We start from the raw sequence: 18,760 nt of genomic DNA on the forward strand, positions 1-18,760 counted from the left end.
CAGGGATCAGAATGGGATGCGCGCGCGTCCCGTGAACGTCCAGATCTGCGTGTTGCTGCCGATGCCGCCGAGTTCGGCGCCGAAGCCGACCGTAGTGCCGCCCGCCAGCCTTGCGCCGATGCCGCCCGTGATGCGGGCTGACCAGCCCTGGAGCAATGGTGTCGAAGCGAGCGGGATGCCGCCCGCAGCAACGATCGCGGCCGCATCGTCACGGGTGAAGTAATAGTCGGCAAAGACGCCGGCATAGGGCGCCAGCAGCACGCTATCGAGCCACGGTATGGGGTAGGAGACCCTGTTGCCGGCAGATGCGCGGCCGCTCGAGAAGGTGCGGGCCGCCTGCTGGGTGCCGAGCGAGTCGACATAGGCGTTTTCCCGCTCCCAGATCGCGTAGACCTTGGCCGACGGTTCGATATTGAAATTGGCCCAGCTGTAGCTGCCGGTGAAGCCGGTCGCGAATATCCAGCGATTGCCGTTGAAGTTGCCTTGGGCCGTGCCGGCGGTGCCGTCATAGCCGATGCCGGAATAGGTCACGGCCACGTCGTAACGCAGCGTCGGGATGATCTTCCAGCCGAGATAGGCACCGACGGTCCAGCCGTCGCCCTTCAGCTTTCCGTTGATGTCGGTCTGGGTGTAGCTGAAGTTCTCATAGCCGCCGGTCACACCGACCAGCAAATTGGGTCTCGCCCGGTAGGTCAGTCCGGTCAGCAGGTTGATCTGCTGGCCGAAGAGCGTGGCCTGGGTTGCCCCCTGACCGATGTTGCCGGACGAGCCCCATTGATCGATGCCGCTGCCGCGTACGTCGATCCAGAACAGCCAGTCCTTCTGCTCCCTGAAGCGCGCAGCCGGTGCCTTGGTCGGAGCCGCCCGATCGATCGCGGCGAAGGCGTCATCGATCCGCGAGGAGCCGCGCCCGCGGCCGCCGGTCCGGCCGGAGCCGCCGTCGCCCGAATAGGAGTTCAAACTTTGAGAACCGGGCTGCTGACCGGATTTGGGCTTGTCGTCCTCATCGCCGTCGGGCGCGGCGGCGAAATTGACGCGCAGCCCGCCCGCGCCTGGCATGATGTACTGCCCGCCGTCGCTGAACCCTTCGGAAATCGCGGTGTCAATCGAACCGGAGATCGCCTGTCCCGAACTCTGCGCCACGATCTTGGTGACGTTGAGCTGGAGGGCGCGCAGCTTGGCGCTGTCGGCGGGAATGTCGACCGACTGGTTCAGAGCCGGCGAGGTCGAGGCGTTGAAGGCCACACTGCCGTTGTAGGTCGCCGTGATGCTGTGATTGCCGACGGCGAGCGTGGTCGTGGCAAAGGTGGCGACGCCGGCCGACAGGGTAGACGTGCCGATCGGCGTGCCGCCGTCGTTGAAAGTGACCGTTCCCGTCGGCGTTCCGCCCGAGCTGTTCACCTTGGCCGTGAAAGTTACAGACTCGCCGTAGCTGCTCGGATTCTTCGACGAGGTGAGCTCCGTGGTGGTCGTCGCGGACAGATAGGTGAACCTGTCTGCCGCCGAGGTCGGCGACGTCCCTCCGGCCGTCGTCACGGTGACATCGACCGTGCCGGCGCCGGGCGGCGAGGTTGCCGTGATCGACGTTGCCGAATTAACCGTGAAGCTGGTCGCGTTGTTGGCGCCGAACTTCACCGCGGTGGCGCCGGACAACGCGGTGCCCGTGATGGTGACCGACGTTCCGCCGGCGAGCAGGCCCGCATTCGGCGCAACCGACGTCACCGCCGGCGTCGCGGCGTAGCTGAACTGATCCGCCGTTGATATGGCCGACGTTCCGCCAGGTGTCGTGACCGTGAGATCAACGGTGCCTGTGCCGGCGGGAGAGGTCGCGGTGATCGAGGTCGCGGAATTGACCGTGAAGCTCGATGCATTCGTCACCCCGAACTTCACGGCGGTCGCACCGGTGAAATTGGTGCCGGTGACGGTCACCGACGTGCCGCCGGCGAGCGGGCCGCCCGTCGGCGAGATCGACGTCACGGTCGGCACGGCGAAATAGGTGAACTGGTCTGCCGCCGATGTCGCCGAGGTGCCGCCCGTGGTCGTCACCCTGACGTCGACGGTACCGGTGCCGGCCTGCGATGTCGCGGTGATCGAGGTTGCGGAGTTGACGGTGAAGCCCGCCGCCGCGGTTGCACCGAACGTCACGGCTGTCGCGCCGGTGAAATTGGTGCCCGTGATCGTTACCACCGTGCCGCCGGCCGCCGGCCCCGACGTCGGCGAAAGCGACGTGACGGCTGGCGTGGCGACGTAGGTGAACTGGTCTGCCGCCGATGTGGCCGAGGTGCCGCCCGTGGTCGTCACCCTGACGTCGACGGTACCGGTGCCGGCCTGCGATGTCGCGGTGATCGAGGTTGCGGAGTTGACGGTGAAGCCCGCCGCCGCGGTTGCACCGAACGTCACGGCTGTCGCGCCGATGAAATTGGTGCCCGTGATCGTTACCACCGTGCCGCCGGCCGCCGGCCCCGACGTCGGCGAAAGCGACGTGACGGCTGGCGTGGCGACGTAGGTGAACTGGTCGGCGGCGGAGGTGGCCGAGGTGCCGCCCGGATTGGTCACGCGGAGGTCAACGGTGCTGGTCCCGGCGGGTGACGTCGCGGTGATTGATGTTGACGAACTGACCGTGAAACTCGTTGCGGCGGTTGCGCCGAATGTCACTGCGGTGGCGCCGGTGAAGCCTGTGCCCGTGACCGTCACGACTGTGCCGCCTGTCTGCGGACCCGTAGTCGGTGAGATCGAGGTAACGGTCGGCGCGGCGGTGTAGGTGAACTGGTCCGCGGCGGACGTTGCCGACGTTCCACCTACCGTCGTGACCCTGATGTCCACGGTGCCGGTCCCGGCAGGCGATGTCGCGGTGATCTGGGTTGCCGAATTGACGGTGAAGCCGGCCGCCGCCGTGGCGCCGAACGTCACCGCCGTTGCACCTGACAGATTGGAGCCGGTGATCGTGACAATGGTGCCGCCGCCCAGGGGGCCGCCTGTCGGCGAAATCGACGTGATCGAGGGAGGGCCGGCATAGGTGAATTGATCAGCGGCCGAGGTCGCGGATGTCCCGCCCGGCGTCGTGACCCTGACGTCCACGGCGCCGGTGCCGGGCGGCGAGGTCGCGGTGATCGAGGTCGCGGAATTGAACGTGAAGCCGGTCGCGGCCGTCCCGCCGAATGACACGGCCGTGACGCCGGTGAAATTCGTGCCCGTGATCGTCACCACCGTGCCGCCTGTCTGCGGGCCCGCAGTGGGTGAGATCGAGGTGACGATCGGTGAGGCAATATAGGTGAACTGGTCCGCTGCAGATGTTGCGGACGTGCCGCCGGCTGTCGTCACCCTGATGTCGATCGTGCTGGTTCCTGCCGGCGATGTCGCGGTGATCTGGGTCGCCGAATTGACCGTGACGCCAGTCGCAGCCGCTGCTCCGAACACCACGGCCGTCGCGCCTGAGAAGTTGGTGCCGGTGATGGTTACGGTGGTGCCGCCAGCGCCCGGACCCGAGGTCGGCGAAATCGAAGTGACGGTGGGCGCGCCCACATAGGTGAACTGGTCGGAGGCCGTGGTTGCGGACGTTCCGCCCACAGTCGTCACGGTGACGTCGACCGTGCCAGTCCCTGCGGGCGATGTCGCGGTAATCTGGGTATTGGAATTGACCGTGTAGCTCGCGGCATTGATGGCGCCGAACTTCACGCCGGCAGCGCCTGTGGTCGTGCTGAAATTCGTGCCGGTGATGATCACCGATGTGCCGCCACCGGTTGGACCTGATGTCGGCGATATCGCGGTTACGGTCGGCGGGGCGACATAGGTGAACTGGTCCGCCGCCGACGTCGGCGATGTCGAGCCGTTGGTGACGGTGACATCGACGGTCCCGGCGGACCCCGCCGGCGCTGTCGCCGTGATCTGCGTATTGGAGTTGACGGTGTAGCTCGTCGCATTGGTGGCGCCGAACTTGACGCCGCCCGCGCCAGTCGTCCCGGTGAAGTTGGCGCCCGTGATCACCACCGAAGTGCCGCCGGCGAGCGGCCCGGTCGTCGGTGAAATCGACGTCACCGTGGGGCTGGGTAGATTGATCGTGAACGTGTAAGGGGTATTCGCGATCGAACTGCCGGAGCAGCCCACGTTGAAATCGCTGCAGCCCGGCGTGTAATACAGGGTGATCGAGTCCTGTCCGCCACCTGTCTTGCTGTTCAGCGTGATATCGATCTCGGCCTGGCCGGCCTTCGCGGATTGACCGTTTTGGTTCGGGTTCGTTGGGTGAAATGTGTAAGTTGCCTTTGACGTGGTCGGATTATAATCGGCCGCTGTGAGCAGTGGGCTGCCCGAATGGCCGGTCGAATTTGCGATCGGTGCATTGTAAAAGGCGTCTGTGCCCGCGACGGAATAGACGCCGTATACAACCGAGTCGTCGGCCGCGGCTGCGCCGACGGTCAGACACAGGCGATAGATCTGACCGACCGACGTGAAGTTGATGGTCACGCCCGACGTCGAATCCGTCGTTTGATCGCAAGCCGCGTTCGCCGCTGCCATCGCGCCGAGCATCACGACGGCCGCGATGCAGATGCGTTGAGCCGCCCGCCAGAGAGAGCGCAATATCCGCGAAGGCGTAGCTTCACCATCGCGTGTCGGGACCGCCAATTTCCCGATTATCGCTGGAATGGCCACCGCAATTGCGTGACTCACCGGCCCCCCTTAGCGGCAGCTCTCGATAGAGCATCCGCCTAAAATCCCTGATTGTGAAATTATTCGCCTATATCGTTGCGTGCATTTGACGTGACGCGGTGCGCAACGCAAGCGAGCGAGCCAGCCAAACTGCCGGAACCAAGTCGCGGGCACTACTTTCCGGCGAACCGTTGCATAGCCGCAACAAAAGCGTGCTTTGATGGCAATCGACGGAAACGCTTGACTTGTCAATTTATGGTTGCGCTTGCGCTTGACTGTCGACGCTGGCTGTTCAACAATCTCGGCGAGTGGGCCGCAATAAATTCATTCTTTAATTTAAGTGCCGCCGTCGTGGTTTGCATCATCACGCGACGGGTCGTTAGTTTTTTGGGGGAGGGGTCATGCCGTTACAGCCGGTTCTCGGACAGATCATGCCTTTTGCGGGCGCAGTGATTCCCAGAGGTTGGGCGCTGTGTAACGGTGCGCTGCTGGCCATCCAGCAAAATTCCGCGCTGTTCTCGTTGCTCGGCACCTATTATGGCGGCAACGGAGTGACGACGTTTGCACTCCCGGATCTGCGCGGTCGCGCGATCCTCGGCTCGAGTGGCGCCGGCCAATATCCCGTGGGCATGACCGGCGGATCGTATATGGCCAGCCTCAATGTGCAGCAGCTCCCGGCCCACAATCATCTCATTCAAGTGTCCGCAGCGGTCGGAGGAGGCGGACGCGGGAGCGTCCCTCCCACAGGCAACGTCTTCGCGACAAACTCACTGCCGGCGACCAACCCGACGAAGATTTTTGCCGCAGCCGGGAGCGGCGACACGCCATTGGCCACCGCCACCAATCTGGTGAACGAAGGCGGCAACCAGCAGCATAACAACATGCAGCCCTATCTCACGATCAGCTATCTGATCGCGACGCAGGGGATTTTTCCGTCGCGAAGCTGAGCGGCTGCACGGCCGCATTTTCGCAAACGTAATCCGTCCACTTCAATTTTCCCATATTCGCGCATTCGCCGATCGGATCGGAACGGGCGCACACCAAAGGATCATATGCGATGGCAGATCCGTTTCTCGGCGAGATCAGGTTGTTTGGCTTTCCGCGGGTGCCGGACGGCTGGTTCGCCTGCAATGGACAGTCGGTCTCGATTGCCCAGTTTGAGACGCTTTACGCCGTGATCGGCACCACCTATGGCGGCGATGGCGTCAACACGTTCAACCTTCCCGATCTACGCGGCCGTGTGCCGATCGGACAGGGACAGGGGACAGGCCTTCCGAACTATACGCTGGGCCAGCCCGGGGGTGAGGAGAACCACACCCTGATCGAAGCCGAAATGCCGACCCACAGTCATGCGCTGATGTCCTCGACCGTGACGGCAACGGATGTAACGCCCGGGCCGACCCTTCATCTTGCCACGGCGTCAGCAGGTGAACTCTACGCACCGATTGCGAACGCCGGGACGTACTCCACGATGGCCCCCTGCGTCGCCACTTCGGGCAACAGCATCGGGCACAACAACATGATGCCGAGCGTGGTTGCCAATTACTGCATTTGCTACGCGGGCGTCTTCCCTTCGTCCGGTTAGGCTGCGCACGCATCCGTATTCAGTCTCAAGGAAAGACAACATGTCAGATCCGTTCGTCGGAGAAATCCAGGCTTTTACGTTTCCTTTTGCAGTCGGCGGCTTCAACAGCGCCTGGCTGCCGTGCGGCGGCCAGCTCCTGCCAATTCAGGGTCACAGTGCGTTATTTGCACTCATCGGTACCTATTACGGCGGCAATGGCACGACCAATTTCGCCTTGCCGAACCTGAACGGTTCGGTCGCGATCGGTCAGGGGCAAGGCCCGGGATTGCAAAATTATGTCGTCGGCGAGACCGTCGGCAGTTCGACGGTGACGCTGATCGGCGACAACATGGCGAGGCACACGCACGCCCTGCAACTCGGCAACAAGAGCGCGACAGGCGCTACGGCAGGTCCCGGCGCGGCGGGGACCACGGTTGCGATCGACCCGAACTTCACCGGCTTCACGGCGCCACCCGGCAGTCTCACCTTGGTGCCAAGCGCCGTCACACTCACCGGGCAGAACCTGCCGCACGACAACATGCAGCCGACCCAGGCGATCGTCTGGTGTATCGCCTACGCGGGAATCTTTCCGGCTTTCGGCAGCTCCTGAACGATCTTGAGTGCGCGACGGCATGATTGACGGCGCGCCGCTCGACATCGTCCCGGACGATCCGGCCCTTCGGCTTCGGCCCGCAGGCCCGAATGACGAGCCGTTCATCCGGCGTCTCTTCGAGGAGGTGCGGACGGGGCAATTCACCGCGACGGCATTGTCCGGGCCGATCGTCGGCCAGATCATCGCACAACAGTTCCGCAGCCAGGCGGCCGGCTATGCCGCGCAGTTTCCGGGGGCGATCTCGCTGATCGTCACACAGGATGGGACCGCGATCGGCCGGCTGCTGCTTCATTGCGAAAGCGAGCACTGGCACATCATCGACATCGCGCTGCTGCCGGCCGATTGCGGTCGCGGCGCCGGCACGAAGATCCTCGACGCTCTCGAAGCGAGCGCACGGCAGCAGGGTGTCGGCGCGCTGACGCTCTCAGTGCTCGCGGACAATTCGGCCGCGCTCAGGTTTTACCTGCGGCGAGGATTTGCCGAGACCGGGCAGGCGGGCGCCGCTCACATCGCGATGAAAAAGGATCTCGGCTAACGCACAGCCGCTTCGCGCAGGAACTTCAGCAGCGCAGCGTTGACCTCGTCGGGCCGCTCCTGCTGGACCCAATGGCCGGCGCCCTCGATGATCAGCTTCCGCGTCAGATTGGGCAGCACGCGCTCGAGCTCGTTGACGCGCTTGGCGCCGATCAGGCCGGTGATGACGGCGTCTTTCGAACCGGCAATGAAGAGCGATGGCTGATGGATCTGCGCGTCCTGCCAGGGCGCCGTCAGCTCCCAATTGCGGTCGAGGTTGCGATACCAGTTCAGCCCGCCGCGGAAGCCGGACTTGCGGAAGCTTTCGGTGAAATAGGCGAGGTCAGCCTCGCTGAGCCAGTTGGGCAGCGGCTCCTCGGCGAGCGCGTGACCGAGAAAGCCCTTGCCCTCCTGGACGAACATCGCGGCGCTGGGATCGGCAAGGCCGCGCCCGCCGAGCACGATGCGCATGGTGCGGGCGATGTCACGCTCGAACTCGGCCTCGGCGACGCCGGGTGTCTGGAAATACTGCCAGTAGAAATTGGTGACGCCGCCCTGGCGCAGCAGATCGAGCGGCTTGCCGCGGCCGCGGAATGGCGGCGGCACGCTCAGGCCCGCCACCGCCGTGAAGATGTCGGGCCGGAACAACGCCGCATGCCAGGCGACCGGCGCGCCCCAGTCGTGGCCGACCACCATCGCCTTGCTCTCGCCGAGCGCGTGCACGAGGCCAACGACGTCGCCCACCGTGTCGAAGATCGAGTAGGCGGCGACGTCCGCCGGCGCCGCGCTCTGGCCGTAGCCGCGCATGTCGGGGGCAACGACGTGGAAACCGGCGTCCGCCAGCGCCGGGATCTGGTGGCGCCAGGAGTAGGATAGCTCGGGCCAGCCGTGGCACAGCACCACCAGCGGGCCCTGGCCGGCTTCGCGGATGAACAGGTCGATCCCGTTGGCCTTGATGACGCGGGTGGACAACATCGCTTTTCCGCCTTGTTTCAGGGGTTTGGTCGGGAAATATCAGGTGCCACGATAGGGGCGCGCCGAGAATCGTGCAATCTCGGGTTCGGCGGCCAGCCCGGTGTTGTTCGCACCGGTTCCTGCTGTTAGAACGCCGCTCTCAGGGCTTCGCCATGGCATTTCGTCTTTTTCCGCTCCGTCGCACCCGGTTCTCCGCCGGGGCGCTGGCGCGCGGGCTGATCGCGGCGGTTCTGGTGGCTGGCATCGGCTGGGGCGGGGCCCTGTACGCCGCCAACCAGAGCATCCAGGGCGCCAAGAAAGCCGAGGATTCCGGCTTCGATGGCGATGCCCCCACCGCGATCCTGATCGAGGCCTCCAGCGGCAGCGTCCTGTTCGAGAAGAGCGCCGACGAACTGCGCGCGCCCTCCAGCATGATGAAGCTGATGACGGCCGAAGTCGTCTTCAATGCCATCAAGAAGGGCGACATCAAGCCGACCGACGAGTACCGGATCAGCGAGAACGCCTGGCGCAAGGGCGGGGCGCCCTCGGGCGGCTCGACCATGTTCGCCGCCATCAACAGCAAGGTTTCGGTCGATGACCTCCTGCATGGTGCGATCATCCAGAGCGGCAATGACGCCTGCATCGCGCTGGCCGAGGGCATTGCCGGCAACGAGAAGATCTTTGCCGCCGACTTCATGACCAAGCGTGCCCGCGAGCTCGGCATGACGAAGTCGACCTTCGGCAATTCCAACGGCCTGCCCGATCCCGGCAACAAGATGACGGTGCGCGAGCTCGGCGTCCTCGCTCGCCACATCATTCTCGACTTCCCCGAATTCTACAAACTGTTCGGCGAGAAGGAGTACACCTGGAACAAGATCCGCCAGCCCAACCGCAATCCTCTGCTCAATTCGATGGAAGGCGCTGACGGTCTGAAAACCGGCTACACCAAGGAGGGCGGCTACGGCATGGTCGGCTCGGCCGTGCAGAACGGCACGCGGCTGATCGTGGTCGTCAATGGCCTGGAAGATCCTGAGGATCGCGCCACCGAAGCCAAGAAGATGCTGGAATGGGGCTTTCGCAATTTCGAGACCCGCACCCTGATCGCGGCCGACCAGCAGGTTGGCTACGCAAAAGTGTTTGGCGGCGAGAGCCGCTCGGTCAAGCTGGTCGCCAAGACGCCCGTCAAGGTGATGGTGCACAAGAACGGCAGCGACAAGCTGATTGCGCGCATCGTCTATAGCGGACCGGTGCGCGCGCCGATCGAAGCCGGGCAGAAGGTCGGCGTGGTCAAGGTCTGGCGCAGCGGCAATATCGCGGTGGAAACGCCCGTCTATGCCGCCGAAGCGATCGGCACCGGCTCGACCATGCGCCGCGCGATCGACGGCGCCAGCGAGCTCGTGATCGGCATGTTCCGCGCGGGCGCCGAGAAGCTCTGATCATGAGTGAGAGCGCAGCACAGCGGCCGTCCGGACGCGGACGCTTCATCACCTTTGAAGGCGGCGAGGGCACCGGCAAGTCGACCCAGATCAAGAAGCTCGCCGATCGCCTCACTGCGGCCAGGATGCGGACCCTCGTCACGCGCGAGCCCGGCGGCTCGCCGGGTGCCGAGATCATGCGCCACCTGGTGCTGTCGGGGATGGGCAAGCTGCTCGGGCCCGAAGCCGAGACGCTGCTGTTCGCGGCTGCCCGCGACGACCATGTCCGCACCGTGATCCAGCCTGCGCTCAATCGGGGCGCCTGGGTGCTGTGCGACCGCTTCGCCGACTCGACGCGGGCCTATCAGGGCAGCCTCGGCCGCGTGCCGATGGGCCTGATCAACGCGATGCAGCGGGTCACGATCGGCGATCTCAAGCCGGACCTCACCCTCATCCTCGATTTGCCGGTCGAGATTGGATTGCAGCGCGCCGCCGTGCGTCGTGGTAGCGGCACACCTGACAGGTTCGAGGGCGAGCAGCTCAGCTTCCACCAGGGCCTGCGCGAGGCCTATCGCAAGATCGCCGAGGACGATCCCGGCCGTTGCGTCCTGATCGATGCCAATTCCGATCCCGACACGGTTGCTGGACGAGTCTGGACGGCGCTGCGCGACCGTCTTCTCCCAACCCCTGCATCGGTGGTTTCCCTATGAGCCCGCGCCAGGCCGAACGCGAAACCGCCATTCCGCATCCGCGCGAGACGAGCCTTCTGTTCGGCCATCGCGAGGCCGAGACGGCGCTGCTCGCGGCCTATCGCAGCGGGCGCATCCCGCATGCCTGGCTGATCGGCGGGCCGCAGGGGATCGGCAAGGCGACGCTGGCCTATCGCATGGCGCGCTTCGTGCTTTCCAACGGCCAGCCGCTGGCGCCGTCCGTGCAGCAAGCCCAGACCCTCGCGATCGATCCTGATAACGCCGTGGCGCGGCAGGTTGCGGCCAGCTCGCACGGCGGGCTGTTGACGCTGGAACGCACCGCCAACGACCGCGGCGTGATGCGCACCGTGATCACCGTGGACGAGACGCGGGAGACGATCGGTTTCTTCGGCTCGACTGCCGCGGCAGAAGGCTGGCGCGTCTGCATCGTCGACACCGTCGACGAGCTCAATCCGAATGCCGCCAACGCACTGCTGAAAATCCTCGAGGAGCCGCCGCAGCAATCGCTGTTCCTCCTGGTCAGCCACGCGCCGGCGCGCGTGCTCGCCACGATCCAGTCGCGCTGCCGCAAGCTGCGCCTGCGCCCGCTCGACACGGATGATGTGATCGGCGCCGCAGCTTCGACGGCTGACCTCGATCCGAACGATCCGGCGCTGCGCGAGGCCGCGGAGGCCTCCGAGGGCAGTGTCGCGCGGGCGCTGACGCTGCTCGGCGGCGATGCCCTGAAGCTGCAGCAGCGCACGGCGGCGCTGCTCGCGCGCCTGCCACAGGTCGATCCGCGCGAATTGCACACGCTCGGCGATTCGCTCGGCACCAGCGATCGAGTCGCGCTGGCGGCCTTCATCGACGGCATCGATCGCTGGATTGCGGAGCGCCTGCACTCCGACGAGGCCAATGCCAACCAGAATCTGCCGCGCCTTGCGCGCCTAGCTGAGGTATGGGAAAAGATCGTCCGCGCCGCGCGCGACACCGAAACCTACAATCTGGAGCGAAAGCCCTTGGTTTTCTCGGTGTTCGGCTGGCTGGCGGACGCAACGCGCTAGAGCATGATCCGGAAAAGTGTGCAGCGGTTTTCCGACAGGATCATACTCCAAATAATGACCTAACGCAGGTTCGTTTCCAAATTTCGAGAAGCCGGTAAAGGAATTCGTCGTGGCCACGCGAGCTAAGAAAACCGCCAGGGGCAAGAGCAGCAAGAAGAAGGCTGCCAACAAGGCCGTGAAGAAGGCCGTGAAGGCGCTCGCGCGCAAAGCTGCCAAGAAGGTCAAGAAGACCAAGAAGGCTGCCGTCAAGAAGGGCGTGAAGGAAAGCGCTGCGAAGACGACAAAGAAGGCCGGCAAGAAGGCTGCGAAGAAGCAGGTCGTCGCCAAGAAGGCGGTGAAGAAAGCGGCCAAAAAGGCAGCCAAATCTCCGGCGAAGAGCAAGGCTCCTCCGGCAAAGAAGGTCGCCAAGAAAGCGAAAGTGACCGCGCCTGCCGTGACCGCAGCACCGGCTCCTGTCGCCACGCCGCCGAAGGTTGTGAAGCCCAAGGTGTCGAAGCCCAAGGTGTCGAAGCCTGAGGCGCCGCCCGCGCCGAAGCCCGTCGCAGCTCCGCAAGCCGCAACTCCCGTTGCTGCGCCCGCGCGCGACAACGTCTTCTACATCTCGACCGCCATCGCCTATCCCAACGGCAGCCCGCATATCGGCCACGCCTATGAGGCGATCTCGGCCGACGTGCTGGCGCGCTTTGCGCGGCTCGACGGCAAGGACGTGTTCTTCCTGACCGGCACCGACGAGCACGGTCAGAAGATGGTCCAGACTGCGCAGAACGAGGGCCTGACCCCGTCCGCGCTCGCGACCCGCAATGCTGGCCGCTTCAAGGAGATGGACGAGCGTCTGAACGTGTCGTTCGACCGCTTCATCCGCACCACCGAAGAGCAGCACCATCGCTCCAGCCAGGAGATCTGGCGGCGCATGGAAGCGAACGGCGACATCTACGCCGACAGCTATGCCGGCTGGTACTCGGTGCGCGACGAGGCGTATTACGCCGAGGACGAGACGCGCCTGAACGACGACGGCGTGCGCCTCGGCCCGCAAGGCACGCCAGTCGAATGGGTCGAGGAGAAGAGCTATTTCTTCCGCCTGTCGGCCTATCAGGACAAGCTTCTGAAGCTCTACGAAGATCATCCTGAATTCATTGGCCCGGACTCGCGCAAGAACGAGGTGGTGAGCTTCGTACGCGGCGGCCTGCGCGATCTCTCGATCTCGCGCACGACCTTCGATTGGGGCGTGAAAGTGCCCAGCGACGAAGAGCACGTGATGTATGTCTGGGTCGACGCGCTGACCAATTACATCACCGGCGTCGGATTCCCCGACGAGAGCGACAAGAACTGGCGCTACTGGCCGGCCGACGTGCACATCATCGGCAAGGACATCATCCGCTTCCACGCGGTCTACTGGCCCGCATTCCTGATGTCGGCCGGCATTTCGCTGCCGAAGAGGGTCTATGCCCATGGCTTCCTGTTCAACAGGGGCGAGAAGATGTCGAAGTCGGTCGGCAATGTCGTCGACCCCTTCAATCTTGCCGACCAGTATGGCGTCGACCAGATGCGCTATTTCTTCCTGCGCGAGGTCTCGTATGGCCAGGACGGCAACTACAACCACGATGCCATCGTCGCGCGCATCAATGCCGATCTCGCCAACGACCTCGGCAACCTCGCGCAGCGCTCGCTGTCGATGATCGCCAAGCAGCTCGGCGGCGTGCTGCCGGAGCCGGGCGAGTTCAGCGACAACGATAAGGCGATTCTGGCGATGGCGGACGGCATGATCGCCGCATCGCGCGAAGCGATGGCGACGCAGCAGATCCATCACTGGCTCAACGCCGTGTGGGCCGTGGTCGCGGAGGCCAACCGCTATTTCGCGGGCGAGGCGCCGTGGGCGCTCGCCAAGACCGATCCTGTCAGGCAGAAGACGGTGCTCTATGTCACCGCCGAAGTCGTGCGCCAGATCGCGATCCTGGCCCAGCCGGCGATGCCGACTGCCTCGGGCCTGCTGCTCGACAGCCTCGGCATTCCCGCGGGCGAGCGGAACTTCGCGATGCTCGGGGGCGCCAAACGGATCGCGCCAGGCTCGACGCTGCCGGCGCCAACACCGGCGTTCCCGCGCTACATCGAGCCGGCGGCCTAGGGCGTTCGGGCGATGCTGGTCGACAGCCACTGCCATCTGGATTTTCCGGACTTTGCGGAAGACCTCGACGGGATCGTCTCGCGTGCACGTGCGGCCGGCATCGGCCGTATGGTCACGATCTCCACGCGGGTGCGAAAGCTCAATCAGCTTCTGGCCATCACTGAGCGCTACGATGACGTCTACTGCTCGGTCGGTACCCATCCGCACAACGCGGACGAGGAAGACGGCATCTCGCCGGACGAGCTGATCGGGTTGACCGGGCATCCCAAGGTCGTCGCGCTCGGCGAGGCCGGGCTCGACTATTTCTACGACAACGGCGCGCCGGAGGCGCAGGCGAGGGGCTTTCGCGCGCACATCGCCGCGGCCCGTGCGACCGGCCTGCCGCTGGTGATCCATACCCGCGAGGCGGACGAGGATTGCGGCCGCATCCTGGAGGAGGAGGCCGCCAAGGGATCGTTTCGCGCCGTGCTGCATTGCTACACGGGCGGGCGCGAGCTGGCGCTGAAGGCGGTGTCGCTCGGGCTCTATATCGGCTTCACGGGCATCCTGACCTTCAAGAAATCGGAGACCCTGCGCGCGCTTGCGGCTGAACTGCCGTCGGACCGTATTCTGGTTGAAACAGACTCGCCCTATCTTGCGCCCGGCAAGTTCCGGGGCAAACGCAACGAGCCGGCCTATGTGGTCGAGGTCGCCAAGGTGCTCGCCGAAATGCGCGGCGTGTCGCTCGATGAGATCTCACGCCAGACCACCGAAAACTTCTTCCGCCTGTTCTCCAAGGTGAAATCTTAGGACTGGGAGCCGCATGACGCTGACGCTGACGATCCTGGGCTGCGGCTCCTCCGCCGGCGTGCCGCGCCCGGCACTCGGCTGGGGCGCCTGCGATCCCAACAATCCAAAGAACCGCCGCCGCCGCTGCTCGCTGCTGGTTGAGCAGACATCACACCACGGCACCACGCGCATCGTGATCGACACCTCGCCCGACCTGCGCGAGCAGCTCATCGATACCAATGTCGACCACATCGACGCGGTGTTCCTGACCCATGAGCATGCCGACCAGACCCACGGCATGGACGATCTGCGCTCCGTCGTGCTCCACATGCGCAAGCGCATTCCGGTTTATTTCAACCAGTCGACCGCGAAAGACATCATGGCGCGGTTCTCCTACTGCTTCATCTCGCCCGAGGGCAGCGACTATCCGCCGATCCTGCACCGGCATTCGATCGAGGCCGGCGAAAGCCGGACCATCAGCGGCAAGGGCGGCGACGTGACCATGACCGCCTTCCTGGTCCAACACGGCCAGATTCCCGCGCTCGGCTATCGCATCGGCAATGCCGCCTACACGCCCGACCTCAACGACATCCCGCGCGAGAGCTGGGGCGCGCTGGAGAATCTCGATCTCTGGATCGTCGACGGCTTGCGCTACACCCAGCATTCCAGCCATTTCAGCATCAACGATGCGCTGTCCTGGATCGAGCGCTTCAAGCCGAAGCGGGCCGTCATCACCAACATGACGGCCGACGTCGATTACGAGGTGATCCGGCAATCGCTGCCCGCGGACGTGGTGCCGGCCTACGACGGCATGCGGCTCGAGACGCACTGATCGCGCCGGCTCGGTTCAGGCCGAGATCGCCTTCGACGAGCCGACCTCGTTACGCAGCAAGAATTTCTGGATCTTGCCCGTGGACGTCTTCGGGATCGGTCCGAACACGACGGCCTTCGGCGTCTTGAAGCCGCTCATATGCGTGCGGCAGAAGGCGATGATCTCGGCTTCGGTCGCGCTGGCGCCGTCCTTCAGTTCGACGAAGGCACAGGGCACCTCGCCCCATTTCGGATCGGGCTTTGCGACGACGGCTGCGAACAGCACGGCCGGATGCTTGTAGAGGATGTCCTCGACCTCGACGGAGGAAATGTTCTCGCCACCGGAAATGATGATGTCCTTGGAGCGATCCTTGATGATGACGTAACCGTGCTCGTCGAGCACGCCGAGGTCGCCGGTGTGAAACCAGCCGCCCTCGAAGGCTTCCTTCGTCGCCTTCTCGTTCTTGAGGTAGCCCTTCATCACGATGTTGCCGCGGAACATGACCTCGCCGATGGTCTCGCCGTCCCGGGGCACCTCCTGCATCGTCTGCGGATTGATGACGGTGACGCCTTCCTCGAGCGGGTAGGGCACGCCCTGCCGCCGCTTCATGCTGGCGCGCTCGGCGGCGGGCAGATCGTCCCAGCCGGGTTGCTCGGCGCAGACGGAGGCGGGGCCGTAGACCTCGGTCAGGCCGTAGACGTGCGTGAGCCTGATGCCGATGCTCTCCGCGCCTTCCAGCACGGCAACCGGCGGTGCGGCGCCGGCGATCAGGCCCACGACGCGGCGCGCGGCACTGCCCTTCGGCGCGTCGGGTGCGTTGATCAGCGTGTTGTAGACGATCGGCGCGCCGCACATGTGGGTGACGCCGTGCTGCTTGATCAGCTCGAAGATTTTTGTCGGCTCGACCTTGCGCAGGCAGACGTTGATGCCGGCGGCCGCCGCGATGGTCCATGGGAAGCACCAGCCGTTGCAGTGGAACATCGGCAGCGTCCAGAGATAGACCGGATGCTGGCCGAGTTGGCCGGCGAGGATGTTGCTGACGGCGTTCAGATAGGCGCCGCGATGATGGGTGACGACGCCCTTGGGATTGCCCGTGGTACCCGAGGTATAGCTCAGCGCGATGGCGTCCCATTCGTCGCCTGGCGGGATCGCCGCGAAGTCCGGGTCGCCTTGCGCAACCGCCGCCTCATACTCGATCTCGCCGATACGCTTGCCGCCCTTGAAAGCGGCGTCGTCGACGTCGACGACGAGCGGCTTCGGCCCCTTCATCTGCGCCAGCGCGTCGGTGATGACAGTCGAAAACTCCGGATCGACCAGGATGATCTTGGCGCCGCCATGATCGAGCTGAAACGCGATCGAAGGCGCATCGAGACGGATGTTGAGCGCATTGAGGACGGCGCCGGTCATGGGGACGGCGAAGTGCGCCTCGTTCATCGCCGGAATGTTCGGCAGCATCGCCGCGACGGTATCGCCGACGCCGATGCCCTTGCCGCCAAGCCAGGACGCAAAGCGCTTGCAGCGCTCATGCGTCTCGCGCCACGTGAAGCTGCGGCCCTCATAGACCGTGCTGACGTGGTTGGGATAGACGGCAGCGCTGCGCGCGAGGAAGCTCAGCGGGCTCAGGGGGACGTAGTTGGCGGGGGTTTTGTCGAGGCCCATGTTGTACTGGTTCTGCCGCTCGCTCATCGACACCCTCCTTGACGCCGCCTTACAGGAATCCGATCGAGATCCAGGGGAAGATCGCGACGATGATCAATCCCACCAGCAGCGCCAGCAGATAGCCCCAGATCGGCCTGATGCCTTCGGCCGGATCGACGCGTCCGATGGCGCAGGCGGCATAATAGCCGACGCCGAAGGGCGGGGCGAATAGCCCGATACCCATCGCCAGAATGATCACCATGGCGTAGTGCACCTCGTGCACGCCGACGGCACGGGCGATCGGAAACAGCAGCGGCCCGAACAGCACGATTGCCGGAATGCCCTCGAGCACGCTGCCGAGGATGGTGAAGGCCAGGATCGACACGGCGATGAAGGTCGCAGGCCCCCCGGGCAATCCGGTCATGGCTGAAGCCAGCGAGCGCGAGAAGCCGGATTGGGTGAGCCCCCAGGCCATGCCGGTCGCCGTGCCGATGATCAGGAGGATCGCGCCCGACAGCGCCGCGGTCTCGACCAGCATGGGAAACAGCCGCCGCCAGTCGAAGCGGCGGTAGACGAGGAGGCCGACCAGGGCGCCGTAGACGATGCCGATGGTGGAGACTTCGGTCGCGGTCGCAATGCCCTCGACCACGGCGTAGCGGATCACGAAGGGCAGCGCGAGCGCGGGCAGGGCGATGATGAAGGTCTTGCCGATCTCGCCACCCGTGGCGCGGCGGACATGGCTCATGTCCTCGTGGCGGTAGCGCCACCACACCAGCATGCAGAGCGTGATGGCGAGCACGACGCCGGGCAGCAGGCCGCCGGTGAAGAGGGCGGCGATCGAGACGCCCGTGACCGAGCCGATCGTGATCAGCACGAGGCTCGGCGGAATGGTCTCGGTTTGGGCACCCGTAGCCGCAAGAAGCGCCACGAGGTCGCCGGGCTTGGCGCCGCGCTGCTTCATTTCCGGGAACAGCACGGGCGCCACCGCCGCCATGTCGGCAGCCTTGGCGCCGGAGATGCCGGAGACGAGGTACATCGCGCCGACGAGCACGTAATGCAGGCCGCCGCGGACATGGCCGAGCAGGCTCGCCAGGAACGCGACCATGGCCCGCGCCATGCCGGTCATCTCGATCAGGAGCCCCAGGAACACGAACAGCGGCACCGAGAGCAGGATGAGGTGGCTCATGCCCTCGTCCATCCGCCCGACCAGCACCATGACCGGCGTCCGCGTGGTCAGCGCCAGATAGCCGTAGATCGCGAGGCCAAACCCGAACGCAATGGGAACGCCGGCAAAGACGCAGAAGCCTGCGACGCCGACGAAGAAGATGACGAGGTTGAGATTGCCGAGCGGCCGCAGATAAGGCTGCGCCAGCCAGAACAGACCGACGATGACGGCAACCGATATCACCGCCGTCAGGACCATGCGGTAATCGGCGGCGCGCAGCAACCGCAGCAGCGCGAACACCGCCATCAGGCAGATGCCGGCCGGCAGCGCCGCGGCGCGCCACATGTTCGAGATCTGGAGCGCCGGCGTGGTGATGAAGCTTTCCTCGTAGGCGTATTCGGCGGATGGCCAGACGATCAGCGCCAGGAACGCCAGCGCCGCGCAGGTCGCGACCACGTCCAGATAGGCGCGCAAGGCCGGCCGCGCGCTCGCGACGAGCGCCGTCATGCGCATGTGCTCGGAGCGGCGGAACGCGACCGCGGCGCCGAGCATTGCCAGCCACAGGAACAGGATCGAGGCGAGCTCATCCGACCAGATCAGCGGCCGGTGCACGCCGTAGCGCGCGACCACACCCGCAAACAGGATCACGATCTCCGCGACCACCAGAATGGCCGCGGGGATCTCGACGGCGAGGCCAAGGATGCGCTCCAGCGAGGCCAGCACAGGGGATCGGCGAGGGGGCTGAACAGCCACCTCGCCCACCACTCCGGTCGCCTCAACCTCGACATGAGCCATCTCGA

General features: G+C 65.1%; 14 protein-coding genes. 10 read left to right on the forward strand and 4 right to left on the reverse strand.

What is annotated here, in order from left to right; all coding sequences use genetic code 11:
* Positions 1 to 6 precede the first annotated feature (6 nt).
* Positions 7 to 4,524, reverse strand: coding sequence for an IPT/TIG domain-containing protein (locus tag ACVJ5M_RS25050; RefSeq protein ID WP_456679417.1), 4,518 nt, complete (start codon positions 4,522 to 4,524; stop codon positions 7 to 9).
* A 521-nt stretch (positions 4,525 to 5,045) separates the two neighbouring features.
* On the opposite strand from ACVJ5M_RS25050, the gene ACVJ5M_RS25055 reads away from it, so the two are divergent.
* The 4 genes from ACVJ5M_RS25055 to ACVJ5M_RS25070 all read left to right on the forward strand — a co-directional run bounded on the left by ACVJ5M_RS25055 (position 5,046) and on the right by ACVJ5M_RS25070 (position 7,356).
* Positions 5,046 to 5,591, forward strand: a complete 546-nt coding sequence (locus ACVJ5M_RS25055) for a phage tail protein (protein WP_063983286.1) — start codon at positions 5,046 to 5,048, stop codon at positions 5,589 to 5,591.
* A 110-nt stretch (positions 5,592 to 5,701) separates the two neighbouring features.
* A complete protein-coding gene (locus ACVJ5M_RS25060) occupies positions 5,702 to 6,229 on the forward strand; it encodes a phage tail protein (protein ID WP_063983287.1) in 528 nt (175 codons plus the stop codon).
* Between the two features lie 40 nt (positions 6,230 to 6,269).
* Positions 6,270 to 6,818, forward strand: a complete 549-nt coding sequence (locus ACVJ5M_RS25065; protein ID WP_063983288.1) for a phage tail protein — start codon at positions 6,270 to 6,272, stop codon at positions 6,816 to 6,818.
* A 22-nt stretch (positions 6,819 to 6,840) separates the two neighbouring features.
* Positions 6,841 to 7,356, forward strand: a complete 516-nt coding sequence (locus ACVJ5M_RS25070) for a GNAT family N-acetyltransferase (RefSeq protein WP_063986371.1) — start codon at positions 6,841 to 6,843, stop codon at positions 7,354 to 7,356.
* Here the strand turns inward: ACVJ5M_RS25070 and ACVJ5M_RS25075 are convergent.
* Positions 7,353 to 8,309 (reverse strand): alpha/beta fold hydrolase, encoded by a 957-nt coding sequence (locus ACVJ5M_RS25075; protein WP_063983289.1) that lies wholly within the window; start codon positions 8,307 to 8,309, stop codon positions 7,353 to 7,355. The genes ACVJ5M_RS25070 and ACVJ5M_RS25075 overlap by 4 nt on opposite strands.
* Before the next feature lie 152 nt (positions 8,310 to 8,461).
* On the opposite strand from ACVJ5M_RS25075, the gene ACVJ5M_RS25080 reads away from it, so the two are divergent.
* The 6 genes from ACVJ5M_RS25080 to ACVJ5M_RS25105 all read left to right on the forward strand — a co-directional run bounded on the left by ACVJ5M_RS25080 (position 8,462) and on the right by ACVJ5M_RS25105 (position 15,178).
* Positions 8,462 to 9,724, forward strand: coding sequence for a D-alanyl-D-alanine carboxypeptidase family protein (locus ACVJ5M_RS25080; RefSeq protein ID WP_063983290.1), 1,263 nt, complete (start codon positions 8,462 to 8,464; stop codon positions 9,722 to 9,724).
* 2 nt (positions 9,725 to 9,726) lie between these two features.
* A complete protein-coding gene (gene tmk / locus ACVJ5M_RS25085; RefSeq protein WP_085401502.1) occupies positions 9,727 to 10,413 on the forward strand; it encodes a dTMP kinase in 687 nt (228 codons plus the stop codon).
* Positions 10,410 to 11,456: a DNA polymerase III subunit delta' gene (locus ACVJ5M_RS25090; RefSeq protein ID WP_354099678.1), complete on the forward strand. Its 1,047-nt coding sequence runs from the start codon at positions 10,410 to 10,412 to the stop codon at positions 11,454 to 11,456. Before tmk ends, ACVJ5M_RS25090 begins: the two co-directional genes overlap by 4 nt.
* Before the next feature lie 109 nt (positions 11,457 to 11,565).
* Positions 11,566 to 13,578 carry a methionine--tRNA ligase gene (metG, locus tag ACVJ5M_RS25095; RefSeq protein ID WP_084795126.1) on the forward strand — a complete coding sequence of 671 codons (2,013 nt, stop codon included), beginning with the start codon at positions 11,566 to 11,568 and terminating at the stop codon, positions 13,576 to 13,578.
* Between the two features lie 12 nt (positions 13,579 to 13,590).
* Entirely contained in the window at positions 13,591 to 14,367 is a 777-nt protein-coding gene (locus ACVJ5M_RS25100) for a TatD family hydrolase (protein ID WP_063983293.1), read from the forward strand.
* 13 nt (positions 14,368 to 14,380) lie between these two features.
* Positions 14,381 to 15,178, forward strand: a complete 798-nt coding sequence (locus ACVJ5M_RS25105; protein ID WP_063983294.1) for an MBL fold metallo-hydrolase — start codon at positions 14,381 to 14,383, stop codon at positions 15,176 to 15,178.
* Between the two features lie 15 nt (positions 15,179 to 15,193).
* Here ACVJ5M_RS25105 and ACVJ5M_RS25110 read toward each other — a convergent pair whose 3' ends face one another.
* Together ACVJ5M_RS25110 and ACVJ5M_RS25115 are read right to left on the reverse strand one after the other, a co-directional pair.
* The gene (locus tag ACVJ5M_RS25110; protein WP_063983295.1) at positions 15,194 to 16,843 is read right to left on the reverse strand and encodes an acyl-CoA synthetase; all 1,650 of its coding nucleotides are present in this window, start codon (positions 16,841 to 16,843) and stop codon (positions 15,194 to 15,196) included.
* A gap of 22 nt (positions 16,844 to 16,865) precedes the next feature.
* Complete coding sequence (locus tag ACVJ5M_RS25115; RefSeq protein ID WP_063983296.1) at positions 16,866 to 18,755, reverse strand: TRAP transporter large permease; 1,890 nt, start codon at positions 18,753 to 18,755, stop codon at positions 16,866 to 16,868.
* Positions 18,756 to 18,760 lie beyond the last annotated feature (5 nt).

The organism is Bradyrhizobium sp. S3.7.6 (assembly GCF_054061875.1).